The sequence below is a fragment of the Deltaproteobacteria bacterium genome, from assembly GCA_016219225.1.
In the GTDB taxonomy this organism is placed as follows: Bacteria; Desulfobacterota; RBG-13-43-22; order RBG-13-43-22; family RBG-13-43-22; genus RBG-13-43-22.
Genome location: JACRBX010000093.1, coordinates 1 through 21954 on the forward strand (window position 1 = coordinate 1; position 21954 = coordinate 21954).

At 50.0% G+C, this 21954-nt stretch carries 23 protein-coding genes; 10 read left to right on the forward strand and 13 right to left on the reverse strand.

Annotated elements, in window-relative coordinates; genetic code table 11:
• The first annotated feature begins 89 nt into the window (after nucleotides 1–89).
• From HY879_07690 to HY879_07720, 7 genes are all read left to right on the forward strand, one after another.
• A complete protein-coding gene (locus tag HY879_07690) occupies nucleotides 90–1904 on the forward strand; it encodes a radical SAM protein (GenBank protein MBI5603222.1) in 1815 nt (604 codons plus the stop codon).
• 562 nt (nucleotides 1905–2466) lie between these two features.
• Nucleotides 2467–2697, forward strand: a complete 231-nt coding sequence (locus HY879_07695; GenBank protein MBI5603223.1) for a hypothetical protein — start codon at nucleotides 2467–2469, stop codon at nucleotides 2695–2697.
• The gene (locus HY879_07700; protein ID MBI5603224.1) at nucleotides 2691–3074 is read left to right on the forward strand and encodes a type II toxin-antitoxin system PemK/MazF family toxin; all 384 of its coding nucleotides are present in this window, start codon (nucleotides 2691–2693) and stop codon (nucleotides 3072–3074) included. The genes HY879_07695 and HY879_07700 overlap by 7 nt, the downstream gene beginning before the upstream one ends.
• 208 nt (nucleotides 3075–3282) lie before the next feature.
• A complete protein-coding gene (locus HY879_07705; protein ID MBI5603225.1) occupies nucleotides 3283–4542 on the forward strand; it encodes an MFS transporter in 1260 nt (419 codons plus the stop codon).
• Nucleotides 4543–4800: 258 nt separating this feature from the next.
• Nucleotides 4801–5517 carry a glycosyltransferase family 2 protein gene (locus tag HY879_07710; GenBank protein MBI5603226.1) on the forward strand — a complete coding sequence of 239 codons (717 nt, stop codon included), beginning with the start codon at nucleotides 4801–4803 and terminating at the stop codon, nucleotides 5515–5517.
• A complete protein-coding gene (locus HY879_07715) occupies nucleotides 5514–6188 on the forward strand; it encodes a class I SAM-dependent methyltransferase (protein MBI5603227.1) in 675 nt (224 codons plus the stop codon). The genes HY879_07710 and HY879_07715 overlap by 4 nt, the downstream gene beginning before the upstream one ends.
• Nucleotides 6155–7045 (forward strand): MipA/OmpV family protein, encoded by an 891-nt coding sequence (locus HY879_07720; GenBank protein MBI5603228.1) that lies wholly within the window; start codon nucleotides 6155–6157, stop codon nucleotides 7043–7045. Before HY879_07715 ends, HY879_07720 begins: the two co-directional genes overlap by 34 nt.
• 264 nt (nucleotides 7046–7309) lie before the next feature.
• On the opposite strand, the gene HY879_07725 is transcribed toward HY879_07720, so the two are convergent.
• Genes HY879_07725 through HY879_07735 form a run of 3 tightly spaced genes read right to left on the reverse strand, consistent with a single transcriptional unit; the run spans nucleotide 7310 to nucleotide 9103 of the window.
• Nucleotides 7310–7735: a hypothetical protein gene (locus HY879_07725; protein ID MBI5603229.1), complete on the reverse strand. Its 426-nt coding sequence runs from the start codon at nucleotides 7733–7735 to the stop codon at nucleotides 7310–7312.
• Between the two features lie 4 nt (nucleotides 7736–7739).
• Nucleotides 7740–8366 carry a hypothetical protein gene (locus HY879_07730; protein MBI5603230.1) on the reverse strand — a complete coding sequence of 209 codons (627 nt, stop codon included), beginning with the start codon at nucleotides 8364–8366 and terminating at the stop codon, nucleotides 7740–7742.
• The gene (locus HY879_07735; protein MBI5603231.1) at nucleotides 8363–9103 is read right to left on the reverse strand and encodes a hypothetical protein; all 741 of its coding nucleotides are present in this window, start codon (nucleotides 9101–9103) and stop codon (nucleotides 8363–8365) included. Before HY879_07735 ends, HY879_07730 begins: the two co-directional genes overlap by 4 nt.
• A gap of 241 nt (nucleotides 9104–9344) precedes the next feature.
• On the opposite strand from HY879_07735, the gene HY879_07740 reads away from it, so the two are divergent.
• Together HY879_07740 and HY879_07745 are read left to right on the forward strand one after the other, a co-directional pair.
• Nucleotides 9345–9719 (forward strand): hypothetical protein, encoded by a 375-nt coding sequence (locus HY879_07740; protein MBI5603232.1) that lies wholly within the window; start codon nucleotides 9345–9347, stop codon nucleotides 9717–9719.
• 76 nt (nucleotides 9720–9795) lie between these two features.
• Entirely contained in the window at nucleotides 9796–10704 is a 909-nt protein-coding gene (locus tag HY879_07745; GenBank protein MBI5603233.1) for an MBL fold metallo-hydrolase, read from the forward strand.
• A 277-nt stretch (nucleotides 10705–10981) separates the two neighbouring features.
• Here HY879_07745 and HY879_07750 read toward each other — a convergent pair whose 3' ends face one another.
• The 3 genes from HY879_07750 to HY879_07760 are packed head-to-tail and all read right to left on the reverse strand — an operon-like array spanning nucleotide 10982 to nucleotide 15077.
• Nucleotides 10982–12505 carry a long-chain fatty acid--CoA ligase gene (locus HY879_07750; protein MBI5603234.1) on the reverse strand — a complete coding sequence of 508 codons (1524 nt, stop codon included), beginning with the start codon at nucleotides 12503–12505 and terminating at the stop codon, nucleotides 10982–10984.
• Nucleotides 12506–12517: 12 nt separating this feature from the next.
• Nucleotides 12518–13762, reverse strand: coding sequence for a beta-ketoacyl-[acyl-carrier-protein] synthase family protein (locus HY879_07755; GenBank protein ID MBI5603235.1), 1245 nt, complete (start codon nucleotides 13760–13762; stop codon nucleotides 12518–12520).
• On the reverse strand, nucleotides 13755–15077 hold the full coding sequence (locus HY879_07760; GenBank protein ID MBI5603236.1) for a beta-ketoacyl-[acyl-carrier-protein] synthase family protein: 1323 nt from the start codon (nucleotides 15075–15077) through the stop codon (nucleotides 13755–13757). Before HY879_07760 ends, HY879_07755 begins: the two co-directional genes overlap by 8 nt.
• Before the next feature lie 210 nt (nucleotides 15078–15287).
• Here HY879_07760 and HY879_07765 point away from each other — a divergent pair, with 210 nt between their 5' ends.
• The gene (locus tag HY879_07765) at nucleotides 15288–15968 is read left to right on the forward strand and encodes a 4'-phosphopantetheinyl transferase superfamily protein (GenBank protein MBI5603237.1); all 681 of its coding nucleotides are present in this window, start codon (nucleotides 15288–15290) and stop codon (nucleotides 15966–15968) included.
• Between the two features lie 202 nt (nucleotides 15969–16170).
• Here HY879_07765 and HY879_07770 read toward each other — a convergent pair whose 3' ends face one another.
• The 7 genes from HY879_07770 to HY879_07800 all read right to left on the reverse strand — a co-directional run bounded on the left by HY879_07770 (nucleotide 16171) and on the right by HY879_07800 (nucleotide 21933).
• Nucleotides 16171–17658 (reverse strand): NAD(P)/FAD-dependent oxidoreductase, encoded by a 1488-nt coding sequence (locus HY879_07770; protein ID MBI5603238.1) that lies wholly within the window; start codon nucleotides 17656–17658, stop codon nucleotides 16171–16173.
• Nucleotides 17659–17707: 49 nt separating this feature from the next.
• Entirely contained in the window at nucleotides 17708–18475 is a 768-nt protein-coding gene (locus HY879_07775) for a 1-acyl-sn-glycerol-3-phosphate acyltransferase (GenBank protein ID MBI5603239.1), read from the reverse strand.
• A gap of 52 nt (nucleotides 18476–18527) precedes the next feature.
• A complete protein-coding gene (locus HY879_07780; GenBank protein ID MBI5603240.1) occupies nucleotides 18528–19772 on the reverse strand; it encodes a 3-oxoacyl-ACP synthase in 1245 nt (414 codons plus the stop codon).
• A 14-nt stretch (nucleotides 19773–19786) separates the two neighbouring features.
• Entirely contained in the window at nucleotides 19787–20041 is a 255-nt protein-coding gene (locus HY879_07785) for an acyl carrier protein (GenBank protein MBI5603241.1), read from the reverse strand.
• A 74-nt stretch (nucleotides 20042–20115) separates the two neighbouring features.
• Entirely contained in the window at nucleotides 20116–20535 is a 420-nt protein-coding gene (locus HY879_07790; protein ID MBI5603242.1) for an acyl-CoA thioesterase, read from the reverse strand.
• Nucleotides 20536–20668: 133 nt separating this feature from the next.
• Nucleotides 20669–21325 carry a hypothetical protein gene (locus HY879_07795; protein ID MBI5603243.1) on the reverse strand — a complete coding sequence of 219 codons (657 nt, stop codon included), beginning with the start codon at nucleotides 21323–21325 and terminating at the stop codon, nucleotides 20669–20671.
• Nucleotides 21322–21933, reverse strand: coding sequence for an outer membrane lipoprotein carrier protein LolA (locus HY879_07800; GenBank protein MBI5603244.1), 612 nt, complete (start codon nucleotides 21931–21933; stop codon nucleotides 21322–21324). Before HY879_07800 ends, HY879_07795 begins: the two co-directional genes overlap by 4 nt.
• Between the last annotated feature and the right edge of the window lie 21 nt (nucleotides 21934–21954).

Sequence of the window (21954 nt, forward strand, 5' to 3'; positions counted from 1 at the left end):
CCTTTTCTTTAAAGCGACTTTGCCGTCATTCTGAAGAACCTTTACAGGTGGAATGTGTTCTGGCCCCCCATTCGCCTCATGAAGCCCCGATGACCACTGAAGCCTTTTGGGGCAGCGGCGTCCGACTTGAACCATTGGCCGTCTTGCGAAGTTTGAAAAAAACAGAATTCCGCTTTATTCCTCCAGACCTGCCTGCCCATCGGGCTAAAACCGGTCTCGGCAACTCCTGGTTGTTTCTTCTGGGCTATGGAGCAGACATACAAGGCCATGTTCGGACCGATGATTTTGATTTCAATGATCCTTTTTTCCGTCTCAGCCGATTTCATTCACTGTTCTCCAACAAGGCCCGGGTAACTGATCCGGTCGAATTCCTGAGCAGAATACACTACCGGGCCGTCAACTATAAGCGCCGGGCACCGACCCAGGCACTGGAGCGTCTCTCTCTGTTATCCAGGGCCTATCTGGCCATAGACACCTCCTGTTGGATGGAAAAAAATTGCGATTTCAAGCTGCAATGGTCTTATATGTCATCATGGCAGAAGCAAGCAATGCTCCCGATTCTTGATGCGGTACGGCATCTGCTCGGGGCCTTTCCAACCTGTGCCAAGCCCTTAGATCTTCCGGGACTGATCCTGTTCGACCGCCCAGATCGAGTTTGCAACTGGAGACATTTCTCTCGTTGGATCGAATTTATGGATGAGCTGTTTCCTGAAATGCAATTTCTGATGACCGTGGGAGACCAGGCACGCATTCTCTTCCCCGGCCGGCTGCTGACCAAACACTGCCAGATCCCGAAAAGACCTGAGCCGAAGGAGAAAAAGCCTGCAAGATTATCGAAAGGGACCATCCTGCTCCTGGACGTGGACAGCCGGTTGCCAAACCTGGCACTTATGAAATTAAGCCGATACTTCAAAGAACAGGGAAAACGCGTGGTCCTGGAGCGGCACAACGCATTCCGGAAAGGAGTTGAAGCCGTTTATGCCAGCGTTGTCTTCTATCGGCCCCTCTCACAGGCCCGTCTGAAAAAACTAAGGCAGTATTACGGAGATGCACTCCTGGCCGGCGGTTCAGGTGTTGATGTTCATAAGCGTCTTCCGGCGGAGGTGGAAAAACTGCCGGCAGATTACAGCCTCTATCCGGAATTGGGAGATTGTGCGATCGGTTTCCTTACCCGCGGCTGCCCTTTTCACTGCCCTTTTTGCATCGTTCCCGCCAAGGAAGGCAAGATCCGCCAAGTCGCCCGTCTGGACGAGCTTCTGCAGAAGGGCAGACAAAAACTGATCCTCCTGGATGACAATATCCTGGCGCACCCTGAGGCCGGTGCGTTGCTCGAAGAAATGGCTTCGCGCCGGTTGAAGGTCAACTTTAACCAAACCCTGGATTTGCGTCTGCTGGATCAGGAGAAAGCCCGGTTGTTAAAACGTGTCCATTGTTCCAATCTTAGATTTACCCGCCGGGTCTATCACTTCAGTTTGAACGATAACCGTAACCTGATTGAAATGGGTCAAAAATATCAACACCTTCATTTTACCGGCAAAGACAATGTCGAATTCATTTGTATGTACGGATTTAATACCACGCTGGCTGATGATTTGGAACGATTTCGATTTTTACGTTCCCTGCCGGGTGCCTATGTATTCATGCAGAAATACCAGCCTGTTCCAGGCGGCCCGCCTTCTCAGGTGACAGAATTTTTTGACGAAAGGGCGGACGAACGGATCGACGAACTGACCCGTATTATTTTTACTCAAAATATGAAAAGTATGGAGAAGTACTACCTCTGGGTCAGCAGGCAGTATGCCCAAACCTTCGGCAGACCCCATCAGGGGCTTGTGGATACCATCTTTAGATATAATCACCGCCAGGAACGGGGACGTTATCTGACCACCCTGGCACACTCTTAAGCGGCTTGAGGTTCTGCTCTGCGTCTGGCGAGACACTGTTCATGGCCGGGTTCGTGCCGGCGGTAGTCCTTGCCCTATTGAGGTTTGTTGAAATGTTTTCAGAGGGTTGGAAGGGACTTCCCTTTCGCTTTTATCGGTCCTGGTCTAAACCCCGCCCTTTTTTCTTCCCTCTTTGGAGGCCGATCAGTCGGCTATCTCGCCTTTTTTCTAAATTATTCAATAGTTACAATTGACCCGCACGATTTATTATAAAATGGTGTCGTTATCACGGGGTAGATTGTAAACAAAATAGAGAATGCGAACATTAAAGAGACTATTCTTCTGAAACGGCAGACAACAGAGGGCTTGAGATTAACAAACAAAGGCTTTGCTCTTTTCAAAAGAGGAATGCTATAATTAAGCTAAGAATAAAACGGGAGTGTTATCTGATTTTAAATGTATTATGGCCGGTGAAGAAGATTTCAAGGCGGGCCGGGTCAAAAAATGGTCTGAGGTTAAAGAGGATGTTTGAAAGTTCTGGTCTCCTGCGAGGCCGATAAATTATTACAGGAAGGGAAGAAAAATGACACTTTATGAAGAAACAGTAACAAAACTTAGACAAATGCCAGAAGGTCTTATCGAGGAAGTGAACGACTTCATTAATTTTATACTGATGAGACACGATAGTAATCGTTGGCAATTGTGGAATCAATTTTCTGAAGGTTTGGGAATAGCTGAAATAGACTTCCCAGACTATTTATCAAATCTTCAAGATTATGAGGACCGTTTGGCTCTTGGAGAAATAAAATGGTAACTTTTACCCGAGGTGATGTCATCCAATGCGATCTTAACCCTGTGATGGGAACAGAACAGGCCGGAATACGACCTTGCGTTATCGTTCAAATTGATCGTGCTAATATTGCCAGCCCCCACACGATAATTGTGCCGTTTACAACAAAAATACGACGTGCTCTTTTGTCTTCTCATGCATTTATTCCCGCAGGTATAGGTGGATTACTCCAAGACTCTGTAGCTCTTTGCGAACAAGTTCGGGTGATCGACAAACGAAGAGTAATAAAGGTGTTTGGGCATCTTGAGGATTCTTACATTCTAAAAATAGGGGAAGCGTTATCTGTAATTCTTGGATTGGAAGGTCTCGACACGGCGTCTAACCACAGGCCGAAAGAATAACTTCCGACTTTTTTATCTATTGTTCAGATGCGGCCTGACCGCCAACGATAAGATCAACTCACCTCCTTGAGGGCCTGGGCCTTATCCGTCAACTCCCAGGGAAGGCCCATATCCATAGTGAAAAAAATCCGATAAAGAATTAAGGGAGATATGGTATGGTTGGATAGCTCGGGCGGTTTGATAAAGAAAAGATCCGGGGATCGAATGGATGCAGCGGAAAAAATTTGACTGGTGGTTGACTGGAATCTGTGTCTCAAGGGTCTTTAACGGCCTCATTTTCATGACCTATGCCGTGGCCCTGCCGGTCCTTCAACAGCAATGGGTTATGTCGGCCACCCAGGCCGGCTCCATCGCCAGCGGATTCCAGTTGGGGTACGCGGTCTCTCTGGTGGTTTTCTCCAGCCTGGCCGACCGGATCAGCGCCCGCACGGTCTACCTCGGCTCTCTGTTTGCCTCCGGGGTCTGCTCTATGGCCTTTGCTTTCCTGGCCCGGGATTTCCTCTCCGGTTTGATCCTGCACACAGTGTTAGGGCTTTCCCTTGGCGGAACCTATACCACCGGGGTGATGATCATCGCGGATCAATATGCGCCTGTCCGCAGAGGCATGGCCGTGGGGTTATTTATTGCCAGCACATCTTGCGGCTACGCCCTGTCCCTGATCATCAGCGGCATCGCGCTTCCCAAAGGCGGTTACCCGCTTTCCTTTTTCCTTACCTGCCTCGGTCCGGTGCTGGCCTGGCTTCTGGCCTTGATCACCTTGCAGCACACCGTAATAGCCGTACCGGAGCGGCGCAAAGGACAGAAGTTCACCCGGGAAGTCCTGGGCAACCGGAAGGCCATGCTCCTCATCTGGGGGTACATCTTCCATAATTGGGAGCTTCAGGGCATGTGGTCCTGGACACCGGCCTTTATGGCCGCCTGTCTGGGGGTGGCCGGCGCGGCTGGTGTCCAGGCTGCCGGAGCCGGGGCGAATATCGTGGCCCTGTTTCACATCATGGGTTTGATCGCTTCCCTCTCCATGGGGATCTTGTCGGACCGGTACGCTCGCGCCCGGGTGATGCTGGTGCTGGCCGCGGTCAGCATGATCTGCTCTTTCACTTTCGGTTGGACCATCGGGTTGCCCCTCTCCGTGATCATCGGGATCGGGGTGATCTACGCCTTTTCTTCCCTGGGTGATTCTCCCATCCTCTCCGTCGCTCTGACCGAGGTCATGGAGCCCTCCTATCTGGGGGTGGCCCTGGGGTTGCGTTCCCTCCTCGGGTTTGGCGGTGCGGCCATCGCCCCTCTGGCTTTCGGAGCGGTCCTGGACTTAAGCAACCCCTTAATCAATGGGCAGAGGTCGTACGAAACCTGGGGTTGGGCCTTTAGCTTACTGGGAGTGGGCGGACTCGGGGCGGTCTGGACTATTTACTGGTACGGCGATAAGCGGAAAGCAAAGTCTGAAATGCCGCCAGCGACGATGCTTTGATGTCGTATTCGCTCGAGCAGGCCAAGACCATGAAGTTACTATGCGGTCTGACGCGCCTTACGACTATGATAAGATCTAAATCAGTTTCCCGTTTAAGGCCGAACCCAAAAAAACGTCCTTGCGAAAGGAAGTGAAAAATCATAAGATGTGATCTTTCCTGAGACCCTAAAATCCGCAAGGAAGTAACATAAATTTGATACCAATAGGAACCATAATCCCTACGAGGAGAGTACCTCGTCCCTCAGGGGCTCCCCGATCATGATTGCCCCGCATTCTTTTGCCATTGTCATCCCCACATTCAATCACGGGGGACAGGTCCGTGGAGTAGTCGAGAAGGCCCTTCGGCTTGGGAAGCCTGTTATTGTAGTGGATGATGGATCTACCGATTCCACCCCACAGATCCTGGCTTCCCTTTCCGGTATAACCCTTATACGCCATAAGGAGAATCAAGGCAAAGGGGCCGCCTTGCTGACAGGATTTACCGAGGCTTCTCGGCTGGCAGACTGGGCTGTCACCATAGATGCCGACGGCCAGCATGCTCCGGAGGATATTCCTTTCCTGATCAAGGCCATTCCCGAGGGTCAACGTCTTCTAGTGATAGGGAAACGCCTGGGAATGGAGCAAAATCATGTTCCCTGGACCAGCCTTTGGGGCCGGAAATTTTCGAACTTCTGGGTCTGGGCTTCTTGCGGGAAATGGTTTTCGGATTCCCAATCGGGATTTCGGGTGTACCCCCTCCCGGAGATTCTGCACCTTAGAAGCCGGGCCAGGAGATACCAGTTCGAAGTTGAAATTATGGTTTTGGCGGTCTGGAGCGGTCTGCCCATCATCGAAGTGCCCGTGTCTGTCCTCTACGGCCCTGCTCAAGAGAGGGTCTCCCACTTCAGACCCTGGCAGGATTTCTGGCGTAATACCCGAACCTTTTCCCGGCTGATCGCCGCCAGAATACTGATACCCTCAAGGCGTCGAAAATGAAATCCACTTTAATTATTTCCGAACAGGTCGGATCAAAGGAACATCTTCAAGCGGCCCTCCTGCCCTACAGGCACCTGAAACCCTATCCCCGCCACTTCGCCCGGTTCAAGATCCTCATGGATCCCATGTTTCCCCGCCTGGCCGATTTTGTCCAACCGGGTTGGAAAGTGATTGATGTGGGCTGCGGCTATGGGGTTCCGGCAGCCTGGCTCCTGGCCGCTTATCCTGACCTGAAGTTTCTGGCCTGTGAACCCAATGGTGAGCGGGCCGGTGTGACCAGCCGGGTCCTGGCTGACCGAGGCCGGGTTGTTCAATGCAGCGCCATGGACCTGCCCCTGGATAATGAAAAAGCCGATGCGGTCCTTTGCCTTGATATGCTGCACTATCTTTCCGACCAGGAACTCGGGGAATTTCTGGTTCGGATCCGATCGGTGCTTTCATTGGAAGGAAAACTGATTATTCGGGCAACCGTTCCGAAACCCGGATTCCATTTTCTTCGATTAGTTGAATGGATGAAATTAAAGGTTAAAGGAATTCCCTATTATTATCGGGGAACCGGGGAGCTTTCCCGGATAATAGAACAAAAGGGTTTTCATCTGGATCTGGTGGAGCTTTCCGCACCCCAAAGAGAGGAAATTTGGTTTATATCAAGTGCATCGTTCGACGATTGAGAAATCGAAATGGATTCAAGCATCCCTGGTGGGCCATCATTTTGGGGACGCTCCTTTTATTCTCTCTTCCGGTAATTTCTTACGGTGGTCAATACCCCCTTTGGGAAGCAGGGCTTGGGGCGACGGGGCTAACCATGCCGGATTACCGGGGGTCCGATGAATCCCGATATTATGTCTTTCCCTATCCCTATATCATTTATCGAGGGGATATGCTCAAAATCGATGGAGAAGATATCCGCGGATTTTTACTAAAGACCGACCGGCTTAATCTGGACGTAAGTGGGAACGGATCCGCCCCGGTAAAAAGTACTGACAACAAGGCCCGCCGGGGCATGTCCGACCTGGACCCGACTTTTGAAATTGGTCCTTCTCTGGAAGTCTTGGTTAGCCAAAATAAGGAGAAAACCTATAAGATATCCTTGAGTTTTCCGGCCAGGGCACTCTTCTCTACTAATTTTTCTGAGGTGATTTATCAAGGCTGGATCTTCAACCCCCGTCTTAATATGGAAATGATTAAGAGAGTCCCCGGGGGAGACTGGAATTGGGGGATTGAATTAGGACCCGTCTGGGGAGATCAGGGCTATCATGACTATTATTATCGTGTTGACCCGGCCTTTGCCATACCCGGTCGCCCGGCCTATTCGCCCCAGGGTGGATATAGCGGGCTGCAAATGACCACCTATATAGGAAAAAGGTTCAAGGGGTGGAAGTTGAGCATGTTCGCCCGGACTGATTTTTTAAATGGAGCCGTTTTCTCCGACAGTCCCCTGGTCAAAACCAACACCTCCATCCTGGCCGGTTTTGCCATCTCTTATTTATTCTGGACATCCTCCACTATGGTCGAGGCGGATAAATAATTTTTTAAATTATATTGTGACCTGAAAGATATTTGACCTGACAAACAGTGTCAACATATCTCGGATGTTGAGTACCTCCTACAAACAAATGACTTTGAAAAGTTTTAAATTTGTGAATTACGATTTGAAATATGCGGTGGCTACTCCCCGAATTTCATCACCCTCTTTTGATGGCAGGATGGGCAAAATTGTCGGCGTTTGCAGGAAAAACCCAAGAGGTATTCTTGGCCGCAGGTTTATCTTCGATGTTACTACGAAATAGGACTATTTAGGTGGGAATATATCGGTTATTTCTAAAGCCAATGTAGCTGCTATTTGCTTAATCTTTGGTCTTGGCACATCGTGAAGGTATACAATATTGCCGTGATATGGATTATCTCGATTATCTTGTGATATTTTCCTCTCATATTTCAAGGAATTTGTTGATTGAGGTTTCTCATTCACAAGATCAATAGCTTTGCGTGGAAGTCTAAGAGCGCCGAATTTGGCGATAGGTTGCCTAAGGGTGTAACTGACTGCTTGGTCATTGTCCTCCCAATTGATAGACGTTTCATATCCACGATCATCTCTTTGGTCACATGTTCTAAAATCTGGTTCAAATACCAATGAAGAGATAATACCATCGACTATCCATTCTGCTTTTCGTACACCTCTAATACAAGTGTCAGCATAATCATTTTTCATTGTCATTATATTAACAAGGTCTCCTTTTTAACCAATCGAGAATCCATAGAAGATCTATAGAGATTAAATCGCCATAGGCTTGTACGTTTCCGGTTACACTATCAGAAGCAAGAAACCAAGATGAGTCTTCTTGATTCTGTTCAAAGGAAAAGCCGATTCTCCAATGTGGATAAATCCATTCGAATAAAATGGATTCTTCACCTTCAAAAGCTCTAAGAGGTTTCAAATTACTAACGTTAATGTCATGCTTCATTAAGGCATAATAAAATTTGTTTAAAAAGTCATTCGCAATGGGTAGTAATAATTGCTTATCAATAAAACCTATTATACTATTTTTTGCGAGCTGTAAAACAGACTTGACTTGTTTTGATCTGGCCAATAAATCAATTGGTCTTTGTTGTAATACGAATCCTCCCGTTCCAGCAATCAAAGGAGATGGACCTATGACCATTGAAACAAGGTCGGTAGTAGCAGATGAAGTCGTTACTGTAACAAGACTTGAAATAATGCCAGCATGCGTAGGAAAACCATAATCTCTTTCAGGGTGTTCAATATCCTTTAGGCTAATGATGGGATATGATGGTTCAGTATTACCCTCGGATAATAAGTTATCTTGAAATTTAGATTGAATTTTCATGCTATATCACCATTAATCATTATTTCTTTAGCCAATCCAACACATTCGAAATAAATCGAACTAATTTTGTCTTGTGGTAAAGCGCCAGCGTATTCGGTAGAAGTATTCAAATCTAATTCTAATCGCGAGAAGGAATTCTCGGGATTGCTAAACTCAAAACCGCCAGAGGATAGTGCGAACCGTTTTACTACGCCAACTGACCATTTCATAAGTCTATTTATGCTCAAGTTAGCTATGCCTGTAGTTGTATTCCTGGGTCTGTTAATTTGATACATAAAATCTGAAGATTTGTCGACATCAATTTTTACGCTGGGCAATAATTCTGCAAGAAATTCGTACCCCTCTTTTCTACTATTAACTGGTACTTGCAAGATATAACCGACCGCAAATCTATTTATTGGAGGGAAAGTCTTATACAACTTAGGCATCAATTCAGAAAACACTTCTTGTGAATCTAAAAAAGAATCTATGTAAAATTCGCCTTCTATAGGAATATAAAGCCAATCGACTTTATTAAGATGAACGGATAGGACCAATCTGCCTTTACAATAGTTACCTTGTTCTTGATATAAATTTTGTTTTGGAAGAATTGATTTCTGTTCAGAAGGCTCGCCGATAACTGCTTCCCACCATTTACTCACGGCAGATTCTTCAATTTTATCAGAAAAAAATGTAATCCTGATTTGCACGGCGCGCCAACGAGAATATTTTTCTATTTCAGTTATATTCGTGTCCAAAGCAGATGCCTCTAAATGAAAGGTTTTTATCAATTAAAATAATAAGTTGATTCCAATATAAATAATCAATAATTTAACCATCTTATGAAAAATTGCAAAGAAAAACAATACAATTTTACTATAATAATTCTTTTTAGGACTTGCAACTAATAATATACTTAGAATTCAACTTATTTTGGAAAGGCAACTCCCGAATTGCCCTGCCCCAATAAGTTGTACCAGCTTTTATGGGGACCAACTAATGGAAGTTATCGTCAACGATTATTGTTTGAACTGTGGCATTTTTATTGCATTTGGACCCTGCGGACTACAGGAAGGAACCATCAAACTCCCAAGAAAATTTATTATCCTCCCTCTTTTTACCGATGTCACCTCCTACAAATATTCAAAAGACATCATTCCGAATGATAATGAATCGGCCAGGCACATCGACTGCCTTTTTTTAACAACCGCATCAGTCATTCCCTCTGTCTACTACAGTGGTGTCCCCGCAGCAAGCTACGGGAAATTGCGAGTTAAACCGTCATGCCCCGCAGTGGGCGTGACACCACGAAGCATGAGAGGGGATTCAAGGGGTCCAGGGGCCAAGGATTCAAGTGAAAGGCTTGGAATTTAAAACCCATGAACCCTATTTTCGTATTAAACTCGATTTTTTATTTGAACGCTATTTTTCCTCGTGATAAGGTTACTATATGGATCAAATTTTAAAAGGACTTTATCGCTTGGGAGGTCCCAAGTTTCCTGCTTTTCTCGTGGTGGGGAGCCATCGTGTTGTCCAAGTCGATGCCGGGCCCGCCTTTGTGGGGCCGGAGGTTCTGCAGGACATCCCCAAAGTGCTGGGGAAAGGAAGAGGACCGGACTTTCTTTTCCATACCCATTCCCACTTCGACCATGTGGGCAGCACCCCCTTTTTGCAGCGGCACTTTCCGGATATAAAAGCAGGCGGCAGCGAAATGTTCGCCAGGCGGCTCTCGCAGACAAAGACCGGGAAAGCCATGGCGAATCTCAACCGCGCGCTTGTCCGGCAAAGTAATATGGACAGGGCCTTTATCCCCGGGGATTTTGACTACAGCCTTCTGACCGTTGAACAGATCCTTAAAAACGGGGATTTTGTCGATCTGGGCGGCGGGGCATCGCTTGAGGTCATCGCCACCCCCGGCCACACCAGCGACAGTCTGAGTTTCTTTTTGCCCCATCTGGAGGCCGTGCTGGCAGGCGATGCGCTCGGAATCATGCCGGGAGATGATTTTTGGGTGGCGCCCCAGTTTCTATCCGGCTATGAGGACTATCTCGACTCCATCGAGCGGATCCGGAAGAGAGCGCCGAAAACCATCCTGTTGGGTCATCACTCCGTAGTGCACCAAGGGGAATGCGAAAGATTTTTCAATGCCGCTGTAGCCGACTGCCGGGCCTTCCGGGAGATGATCGAACAATACCTGAAAGAATCCCAGATGCAGGAAGAAATGGTCGTCCAGCGTATCCACGCGGACGAGTATCATACGCTTCGCAAGGGCAAACAGCCCGAGGCGGCTTTTCTTTTAAACCTCACCGCCCAGGTTCGCTTGATCGCCATAGGGTTGAAAAGGGACCGGGTGGTCTAGTTTTTTTTATTGCTGGTTACGCGTTGCTCGTTTCTGGTTTAAACCCGGGGAACAGGAATAAAAAAAAGATTGTCAGGCAAGATGCCTGACCTATTTTAACACGAAAATAGGGTTCAAGGATTCCAAGATTCAAGGGTTTTGAATTCCATGCCTTTCACTTGAATCCTTGGCCCCTCGACCCCTTGAATCCTTTTTTCATGCTTCGCGGCGCCCCAGAGGGGCATGAGGGTTTAATTTGAATTTCGCCGCGCCCAGACCCCTTAAGATCCTTTTTTAACTAATCCGTCTTTTCGAGACCTTTCTTAAGCTCCCTTTTCAGTATTTTACCGGCACTGTTGCGGGGAAATTCTTTTACAAAAACGACGTTTTTGGGAATCTTAAAGTGCGCAATCTTTTCAAGAAGGACTGATCGAAGTCCTTCTTCAGTCAGCGCAGCGCTCTCGTTCAGCAAAACAAAGGCCGCCACCACTTCGCCCCTCTGGGGATCCGGCATCCCGATCGCTGCGGCCTCCGCTACTTGAGGAATCGATTCGATGGCCCGCTCCACTTCGGCGGCATAGATATTCTCGCCTGAACTGATAATCATATCGACCTTTCGGCCGACAATATAAAAAAACCCCTCTGGGTCCTGTTTCCCCAGATCGCCGGTGTGAAACCATCCATCGCGGAAAGCATCCCGCGTCTCCTGCGCCTTATTCCAGTATTTTAATAAGACGGTAGGGCCCTTGACCACAATCTCTCCAACTTCGCCCGGCGGCACATCCCGGCCGCTGTCGTCTACGATTCGCAAATGGGTGTGGAATACCTCTTTGCCGACCGAGCCGGCTTTGCGGATAGAGTCTTCGAGATCCAGGGAGGTCAGTCGCAGGGTTTCGGTCATGGCATACCCCTGGGCGAACCGGATGCCCTTTCCCTGATATTTGCGGATCAGGGAAACAGGCATGGGAGCCCCGCCGGTAATGAAGAAATTGACATGGGAAAAATCGGCTCTTTCCCAGACGTCGGTTTTGGCCATCAGGTCAAACATCACCGGCACCGCAAACATGTAGTTGATTTTTTCAGCGCAGATAAGCTGAACCACTTCCGAAGGGTTGTCGAAACTTTTCAGGACCAGCGAGCCCCCGGCATAAATGACCGGGGTTGCCGAAGCGACCAGGGCTCCGATGTGAAAAAGGGGAGCAACTACAAGGGATTTGCAGTTGGAGTTGATGCCGTAGCCGATCAGGGAATGGATGGCCCCAAAAAGAAAATTTTCATGGGAAAGCACGGCCCCTTTGGGATCGCCGGTCGTCCCGGAGGTATACATGATGACTAAGGGATCTTTCAGGGTCACTTCCTCCGCGGGAATCGGTTCTTCTTCCGGAAATGAGGCCGTAAAATCCGAAAGAGAAGGATCGCCGGAAAATTGGTCGCCGCCATGGTGGAGATAATGTTCAACCGCTGTGGAGGCCGTCTTAAGCCCCTCGGCCTTGCCTACGAATTCAGCAGAATAAATCAGGGCCCGGGGGGCGGCATCTTTAATGATATAACCCATTTCCGGCAGCGCCAGTTTTAAATTAATGGGGACGATCATGGCCCCGGTTTTGGCGCAGGCAAAAAAGACTTCCAGAAATTCGCAGGAGTTGACCATCAGGGTGGCCACCCGTTCACCCTTTTTGACGCCAAGGGCTGTCAGCGCGCGGGCGGTTTGGTTCACCCGCGCATTGAACTGGCGGTTGGTGAAGGCCCGGTCTTCCTGTTTTAGAAAAGGCCGTTGCGGATAAGTGAGGGCGCGCTTGTAAATCCACTCCCCTATGTTCATCGAGATTACTCCTTAGGTAATGTTCTTCAGCACCAGAGAAACAAAGGTCCCCCCGGATGAAAACCCGTTGATTAAGCCGTAATTAATGGGCAGGTCCATCTTTTTGTCCATGACAAACCGCAGCGGTCGTATCGGATCTTTTAGACCGACCGTGGGGGGAATGCTTCCCGCCTTTATCGATAGGGCCATGGCCGCCACCCTTATCCCCCCGGAGGAGAAGCTCTCACCGACAGCCCCTTTAAGGGCGCTGATATAGGGTCGATCGGCAGCGCTTCCAAATACGATGGACAGCGCCTCGGCCTCAAGGGCGTCCAGTCTGCTGCCGCCACTGGCGGCGGCCGAGACATAATCGATATGGCTGGGGGCGATCCCTGCCGAATTCAGCGCCCGTGTGATCGCCAGGACCGGCCCCCGGGGATCTGAAGGCCAGTCGGTGGGCGGGGCCGGCGCTGAGCTCAGGCCCCATCCGGCGATTTCACAATAGGGTCTGACCCCGCGGGCCTCGGCCTGCGATAAGGTTTCAAGGCAGACCATCCCCGCCCCCTCGCCGACTACCGGTCCGTTTCGCCGGAGGTCAAAGGGACGCGCTCCCTCCGGCCCCCCGTTTGTCGGGGAAAGGGCCTTAAAATGGGTCAGCACTCTAAAAAAAAATTCTGAAATAATATCTACGCCACCGGCAAACATTACATCGGCCCGACCTTGTTTAATCGCAGAAGCGGCGTAGACGATGGCGGTCTCGGCCGAAGCCTCACGGTGATTGATGGTTGAGTTGACCCCCCTGAAGCCAAGCTCGATGGAAGTATGGCCGGCTGGTGCGTTCATCACGGTATTCGGCACCAGAAACGGACTGGCCATCCCCGGGCCTTCGCTGAAAAGCACTCCGGCAAACTGGGCGGCCACGTCGGAGCTGCCGACGGCGGTCCCCAGGATAATCCCCGTCCGATCTCGGTTGGAGACGTTTATGCTGACCCCGGCATCCTCCAGGGCCATCCTGGCTGAAGCGGAGGCCAGAGAGGAAGTCCGGTCCATCTTGCGAAGATTTTTCGCGGAGATTAACGCTCTGGGGTTAAAGTCCGTTACGGCCGCCCCCAGTTTGGAAGCAAAAGGGGACGTATTAAAAGTCGTAATCGGGGCGATGCCGCAGTCTCCCCTGGAAAGTTTCTGCGTAAAAGCATCCTTGCCAACCCCTAAGGGAGTGACCAGGCCGACCCCGGACAGGACCACACGATTACACTTTGTACCCGACGGGTTACTCATGGGCAATCCCTCTCGGGGTATACCTTCCCAAAACGATGGCGGTGTTGTTTCCGCCGAAGGCAAAAGAATTGGAAAGAACGATATTCACCTCCAACTCCCGGCAGCCTTCAGTAACATAGTCCAGATCACATTCGGGGTCGGGTTCGGTCAGATGGATCGTCGGCGGAATAAAATGCTGAGAAATCCCCAGAACGCAAACCACGGCTTCGATGGCGCCGGCCGCGCCCAAGGTGTGGCCCGTCATGGATTTTGTGGAACTTACCGGGATGTGATAGGCCCGTTGGCCGAAAACCGTCTTGATCGCCCTGGTTTCTATAGGATCGTTGGCAGGGGTGGCCGTGCCATGGGCGTTGATATAGTCCAATTGCTCAGGGGCGACGCCGCTGTCCTGCAAGGCGGCTTCAATACAGCGCACGGCCCCGGAAGCCTGGGGATCCGGAGCGGTCATATGAAAGCTGTCGCAACTCACCCCGTACCCGAGGACCTCCCCGTAGATGCGCACTCCCCGCCTTTGCGCCTGGCTCAAGGCCTCCAGGATCATGATGCCGGCACCTTCACCGAGAGAGAGCCCCTGCCGGTTTTTATCGAAAGGCTTGCAATATTCGAGGTCCACCGCCTTCAGCGCGTTAAAAGCGCCGTAAGTAATCCGGCAAAGGGGTTCGGCGCCGCCGGCGATAACAGCGGTTGCCGACCCCTCCCGGATCAGATCCCTGGCATACCCGATGGCCGTGGCGCCGGATGAACAGGCGGTCATAAAAGTGGTTTTGGGTCCCATGAGCCCTAAGTTTGAGGCGATCTGGTCCGCGGAAGAGGCGCAGCAAAAGGCCGAAAAGGACGAATAATGGACGCCCTTACCGCTGCCCTGGAGATATTGGCGATAGGCCTCCTCGCCTTCCAGCATGCCGCCGGCCCCGCCGCCGATAACCACGCCGGTATCCGCCTGCAGGACTTCCGGAAAAGGGAATAGTCCCGCATCGCTCAAGGCCTCCAGCGCAGCCGCCATGGCCATGCGGTCCGAACGAGACATCCGCTTTAATGAGAATTCCGGCGGGATCCTCTCGGAGGGGACAAAATTTTTAACTTCCCCGCCGGTCCGGGTCCTGAAGTCGGTCGTATCAAAGACCGTGACCGGTCCGATGCCGCAGACCCCTTGCCTCAGAGCTGCGCTGAATTGAGACGCACTCCCGGCGATGGCATTGATGGTTCCCAGTCCGGTGATGACAACTCTTTCTTTTTCTATTTTTTTCTTAAAAAAGTTTTTCCCATGGGTCACCACGGCCTCGGCCTGAAACTGTTTATCCGTCAGGTACAGCAATTTCACCTCTTCGACAAGTATTGTCCCTCTTGACTTTAAACTCTTTTTTCCAAGAGAGAAAATTCCACGAGCTTCCGATAAACTTTTAATGGATGGTCATGATAATGTCAAGTCATGTTTGGTTGTTGACAGGTTCTCCCTTTCCCCCTAATATTGGTTAACCCGTAATCAAAGAGAATAATACCTTTATCAAAAAAAATGATTTCCGGTTTGGATTCTTCCAATCGCAGAGAGACGTCCGGTCCCTGGTCGGGAATCGGTCAGCTTCAGTCGGCCTGTCTCGGAATGGTTCTTCTCCCTATAGGTACGGTGTTCCCCGTTGAAGAGAGTCTCCTTACCCATCGGGAAAGATTAAGGCTTGAAAGGATGGGACCCAGAAGACGGAAGAGCTTCATTGCCGCCCGGGTGGCCTTGAAGAGGCTGGCCCGGCAGCTCGGCCTGGTAGAAAAAACTCAACCGGACCGGACCATTGAAACTTTTGGGCCTGATGACCAAAGGCCCTGTCTGGCGGAAAGTGGATTATATTGTTCTGTTTCCCATGACTCCCGGATGGTCGTAGCCGTGGCCCACAATCATCCGATTGGTGTGGATCTTGAAGTAATCTCAAATAAGGCTTTACGAGTCTTAAACTCCTTTTGGGTAGGGGGGGAAAAAGACCTGATTTCGGTTTCCCCTTTGGGCCCGGAACGAGCCGCCACCCTGGCCTGGACCGTCAAGGAGGCCGCGGCCAAGGCCTTGGGGCTTCATCTGGTTCAGGCCTTGCGAGAGATAGAAATAATCAGAGTGGGTGCGGAAGAGGGACAGTTCAGCTATCAAGGCAAGATCTATCCGGTAAGGCAGGCCGGAGGGGACGGGCAGGTAATTGCCCTGATAACCTGCGACGATCACTAGTTTGAGAATAGGGTTCGAGGATTCCAGGATTCAGCCGCTCGGTCCGCTCGGCTTCGCCGAGCTCCTGAAGAGGCTCCCAGTCGGGAGCCGACCCGCCGAGCTAAAGAAAAGGCATCCTTCGGATGCCAGGGTTCAAGGGTTTTAAATTCCACGCCTTTCACTTGAATCCTTGACCCCTCGAATCCTGGAATCCTTTTTTTTATTATATCCGCACCTCCTGCCGGAATCGCTCTGAGCCTACGATGAACTTCACTGTGGTGAAAGAACCCAAAATGGTCCCCAAAATACCCGGGGACAACACGCTTTGGCCGGCCAAAAAGAGGCCTCGCAATGAAGTACGATTCAACAGCGCGGCCGAAAGCAACTGTTGGCTCGAGCGCATTACGCCGTAGGCCGATCCTTCGGGGCTGTTGACCCAATCCCGGATGGTCAAAGGCGTAAAGATGTCGAGGACCTGTAGCCCATGGAAAGGACCGATAATCTTTTCTGCCCTTTCGATCAGACTCTGGGCCAACACCAGCTTCTTTTGGATGTAATCCGGCCCGCGCTGGCCGGAGCGGGTCTGCTGCCAGGCCTGCCATAATTCATTATGGCCGGAAGTGATCAGTGTCAGCAGGTTTTGTCCCGGCAGGTCGCTGGAGCGCAATTGCAGAAAGATCAGGTCCTGGAGGCCGCCGTTGGGATCGGCCTGTACTGCGTACAGGTTGTGTAAAATTTCGGGGTACCTCTCGGCCGGCACCAGGGCGTGGACCGCCATCATGCCGGGGGTATCCTTTAACCCCATGATCCGCCGACGATAGGAGGCCTTGACGACGTCGGGCCCCAGTAACGCAATCACCCCCTTGGGGTGGATGGCGCCAACAACGATGGAGGCGTCAAGGATTTCACCCGAATCCAGGGTGACACCCCGGACGTGGCCGTCGACCGTTCGGATGCCGGATACCGTTTCTCCGGTACGCAAGCTTCCTCCCAGGGATGTCAGGCGTTGAGCGCAGACGTCAGCCATGGTCGCTCCCTGCCCCTTTAGTCGCCAGGCAGACATCAGGTAGCTGGCCAGAGTCATGGTGTGATAGAACTGGGGACAGACCGCGTGAGGGACACCGATCAGGACCGAGGGCAGTCCGAAAACCGTCCGCAGCCCGGGGGAACAGCCGATACGGTCGAAAATCGCCCCCAGCGGCTCGGCTTGATCAAACCAGTACTCAGTCGGTCGATCGGCATATAGAAAAGACAGTCGGTCAAATTGATCGGCGCTGCGGCGCAACAGAGTCATCAAAGCGGCCACTTGTGTTCTTTGGGTTGGAAAGGCGGCGTTTAAACCGGCTTCGTAGGCTTCAAAACCGGTGGGCACATCGAAACGTTCGATCCCAAGATGGTTATCGGTGAAAAGATACCGATCCACCGGCCCGTCGATCCCCATCCGAATAAGCGGAAGCTGATCCGTAATGTCCAGAAAATCGAAACAACGGCGTAGAATTTGCCCTTGGTCCAGGGCGCCCATATAATGGAGACCGACATTGCACTGCACCCCTCGGCGGGCGTAACTGCGCATCATCCCGCCGGGTTGTTGATTCTTCTCGATGACGGTGACCTCGAACCCGAGCTTGGCTAAAATGATGCCCGTGCTCAGGCCGCCGATACCGGACCCGATGACCAGGACCTTTTCCTTGACCCCTTCGGGTGTAGGCATTGGATCGTTTCCTTTCTATAAAACTTCCGTGGTTGGTCGGGTGGAAAAATCAGGTCTCACGCTGCTGTTCAAATGCCTGCCTGACTTGCTCGATCAGTGACTGAATCGAAAAGGTACCGCTGGCGTACTCCGGCTGAAGACTTAAAATCCGCTTTACTTCAATCGTATTGGGAGCACAGGTATTAAATAACCATTTTCCCGGCGCAAACAAGGTATTCGTATTCTTGATCATCAGCACCTCTATCGGCGCACGACATCGTTTGGCAAGGGAAAAAGCGCCTTTGTTCAGCCGCCCGATCTTTCCATCCCGGCTTCTTGTCCCTTCCGGAAAGATAAATATATTCTCCCCCGATACCAGGTAATTTTTAAGGTTCTCCACACCATCCAGCAAGAAGGTGGCGAAAGTTTCCTCCGTCGATGTAAATAAATAACCCGATGTTTTCAGCAGCCATCCGAAAACAGGCACCTTTAGAAATGTTTTTTTAATGATCGTTTTTTGTTGATCAAACAGAGAAATCAGAAGAATCGGGTCGAGGTAGGAGATATGATTACAGACTATAACCGAAGATCGGATGGAATAAACGTCCTCGTCAATATGGATGGTTAAACGGGGGGTGATGATTCGCAGAACCCAAAAAAACGATTTGAAAAATCGGTGATTTAATTTTTGAAAAGAAGTTTCGCGATTAATAGAGAACAGGAAGGAAAAGATGTAAAAGGGAGAGAATAAAATGAAATAGCCTAAGGTAAAATACATCCATAAAATAATGGTAACACTAAAATCAATGGAACGTTTAAGCCATTTGGGAATGGTCATTTCTATTCTAGGCTTACACCATGTAATCGGAGAATTTATTTCTAACGGTCTATCAAATACCGTCGGCTAGATTTTTGATAATCAGGCAGGTATTGACTCCCCCGAAGGCAAAATTTTGGATAGCGGCAATTCGGATTTTGCCCTCCTGAAGTTTCAGGGAATGCCGAATCATATCACAACGGTCATCAACTTCCTCCAGATTCAACGTCGGAGCAATGAATTTCTCTTCCATCATGTAGCTGCAGAGAATCGTTTCGATGGCGCCGCAGGTTCCCATGGTATGTCCCATATAGCTTTTTAACCCGGCGACCCAGGGCGAATTCCCATAGACCTTATGAATGGCCTGGGCCTCAATAATATCCCCCATTTTGGTTCCGGTGGCATGAGCGCTCACAAAATCGACCTGATCCGGGGAAATCCCGGCATTCTCGAGTGCCAGCAGAAGCGTCTGGGTGATGCCCTCCAGATTGGGCAAAATCAAATCACCGCCGTTATTGTTACAGGCAAACCCAATGACTTCTGCCAGGATAGTAGCCCCCCGTTTCCGGGCGTGTTCATATTCTTCCAACAGGACTGCCCCGGCGCCTTCTCCAACGACCAGGCCGTCCCTTCTCGAGTCAAACGGACGCGGGGTGAGATGCGGGGTCTCGTTAAAAGCGGTTGAACAGGCCAGCAGATTATCAAATACTGCAACAGTGGTGGTGTCGTATTCGTCGGCCCCGCCGCAAAGCATGGCCTCCTGCATCCCGAACTTAATCGATTCATATCCGAAACCGATGGACTGGCTGCCGGTAGTGCAGGCCGTTGAAGAAGAAATGACCCGCCCCGTAATTCCAAACATCTTGGTGATATTCACGGCTGTCGTATGGACCATGGACTTCAGGTATTCCACTGCGCCGATGTTTGAATATTCGGAAGAAGAGCCCCCGAAAAAGATTTTATAGATATCTCTCTGAACCGTAGGGCTGCCATGAGTGGATCCAAAGGCTACGCCTAAACGTCCTGAGGTGATAAACTTATTCTCTAACCCGGAAGCCTCAATAACCTCCTTGGCCACCTGACAGGCATAATAGGCCACCGGTCCCATGGTCTTGCGATGTTGGCGTTTGAAATCATACTCAAGCGGATAATCGACTGTCCCGAAAACTCCGGAATGGATATACCTTGACAGCAGATCATCCTGACGTAATCGTTTTACTCCGGAAATGCCATTAACCAGGCTATGGACAATTTCTTTTTTGGAATGGCCGATAGGGGTAATGGCCGAACCGGCAGTAATGACGACTCTTCTTTCCATAAGGGACTCACATTTCAGGCTCTTGTTTTGGCCAAGGCTTCCACATAATCGCAAACATGATTAATGGTCCGAATATCCATCGCCTGCTTTTTTTCTTCCTGAGTCAGCTCTGTTTTTAATAACCTTTCAATCTCTACCAGAAGTTCTATGGCGTCGATACTGTCGAACTCATACTTCTCCCTTAAATCAGCATCCAAGTCGGGATTTTCGATTTCAAATTCCGTAGATAGGATTTTTAATATTTCATTCTGTAGCTCTTCCCGTGTCATAATGGTCGCCCTAATAGTGTCGTTTTATCGCTTCTTCTGCTTACCTCATCGTTGTTTAAATCCTAAGTCGGGTTTTATGATCTCCCGCATAATGCTTCCCGGATGTCTTCAGGAATTTTAAAAGCCATCTCCATTTCGGGTAATTGAAGCGCCACTTGTTCGCTTTCGCCTTTGGCGCAGATCAATCCATTCGCGGCCAGCCTTACTTCAAAACCTAAAACGATCTTTATCTTCGCTTCTTTCAGATGGGCGGTACAAATGAACTCATCGTTCACTCTTAAAGGTCGGATATGTTTGATCTTGGAGCGGATTACGGGGAAAACGATTTTTTTTTCTATCATGTAACTTCGCAAATCCAATCCGCATTCCAAAAAGAGGGCTTGTCGAGCCCTTTCGAAGTACTTAAAATAATTTCCATTCCAAACGACATCCATAACGTCGACATCGTAATACGGAACGCGCAAAGTCACACTGGCCGAACAGAATTCCCCCATTGTATTTATTATACGATTTCAGTCCTCTGAAATAAAAAATTTAATTTTAGAAGAAAATCACGGAATTGTCAAGAATAATGTTCGTTCCCCTCTTCCGCTTTTGATGCACTCACCGCTAATAAGTCCATGAAAATCAAGGCCCTGATTGGACTAAGGTCATCTTAAGTGTATAGGAAACCGGTCTGAGTACTTGCAGTTCCATATCAGCCGCCAGACCCTGGACAAAGGGCCCTTTCAAGGAAACCTTTTTAGTCGCTCGGCCCTGATCATCCCGGCGAAGGATTCCCCGGCCCTGGTCCGGCGTTTCCCTGGTTTCGGTTTGAAAACCGTCAGGATTACCCCAGCGGCAAACCCTGGTGCCATCCATGGCTTTCCCCCAACTGACAGGACTGCCCAATGGAGAAAAAAAGAGGAAGGCCACATCCTCCATCATTCCTTTGGAAAAGGCTGGTGAATCAAAGGGGGGCACTGCTTTTCGGACGATAATTTCACCTTCCCGAAGATCTCCTTCAAAAAGGGTGAATCCCTCGGGGGTCAACAAAAGGCTGTGAAGCAGGCGCACCGAGGGGTCTCCCTTGGTGACCCCTATCATGGTGAAGGAGTTCCCTCCCCCGAAGAGGACCTCGATCTTATGGACACTCTCCCAGGGTCCGGGCGGAAAGAGGGTCAAACAATCCTGGAGGTCTTCGCCAGAGCCAGGGCTTAGGACCGTCCTGGCCGCGGGGACACACCCGGCCGAGAAAAGGAGAAATCCAAGGAAATAAATACCAAGACTTATATTGCGAATCATGGGGTATCGAAAATCTCGGCTGGGATTTTGGAATTGGTTTCTACTTTTTTGAATTCCATCGAGGTCAGGGAACCCCCTGGTTCTTTTATCTCCACCCGATCAATCACTCCCGGCTTGGCAGAGAGGACAATCTCAATCCGCTGGATAAATTTGTCGATCCCCTCCCCGGGGGTCAAAATAACCCGGGCCGGAGGTCCAGGAGAATAGAGAGGTTTGAAGGCCTTACTTTCATCGAAACGACCTTGAAACCAACGGTTGATTTCGGCCAGCACCATTCGTCTGGACTCAACTGCCGGTGTCGTTTCCGGTTTCCAGGCCCCTTCAGAGAAATGGTAAAGCTTAATGGTGTCCCCTTTCTGCAGCATAACGCTTCGAAGGGGGCTTAGGTACTCCCATCTCAGGGAACCGGGGAGGCAGAAAAAAAATCTGCCTTCAGAAAGAAGAGGTTTCGTGAGGATGGGAAGAAACCTCTTCTGAATAAAATCGGCCTTAATGGACTGGATATTTTTAGCGATTTCCTTTAGGGAAGCCAAATCCTGGGAAGCCCCTGCAACGGAAAGCTGAAGGCCGAGGGTCATTAAAACACAGAAAAACAGAATTCTTTTCAAGTCGCGCCTTTCCTCGAAATT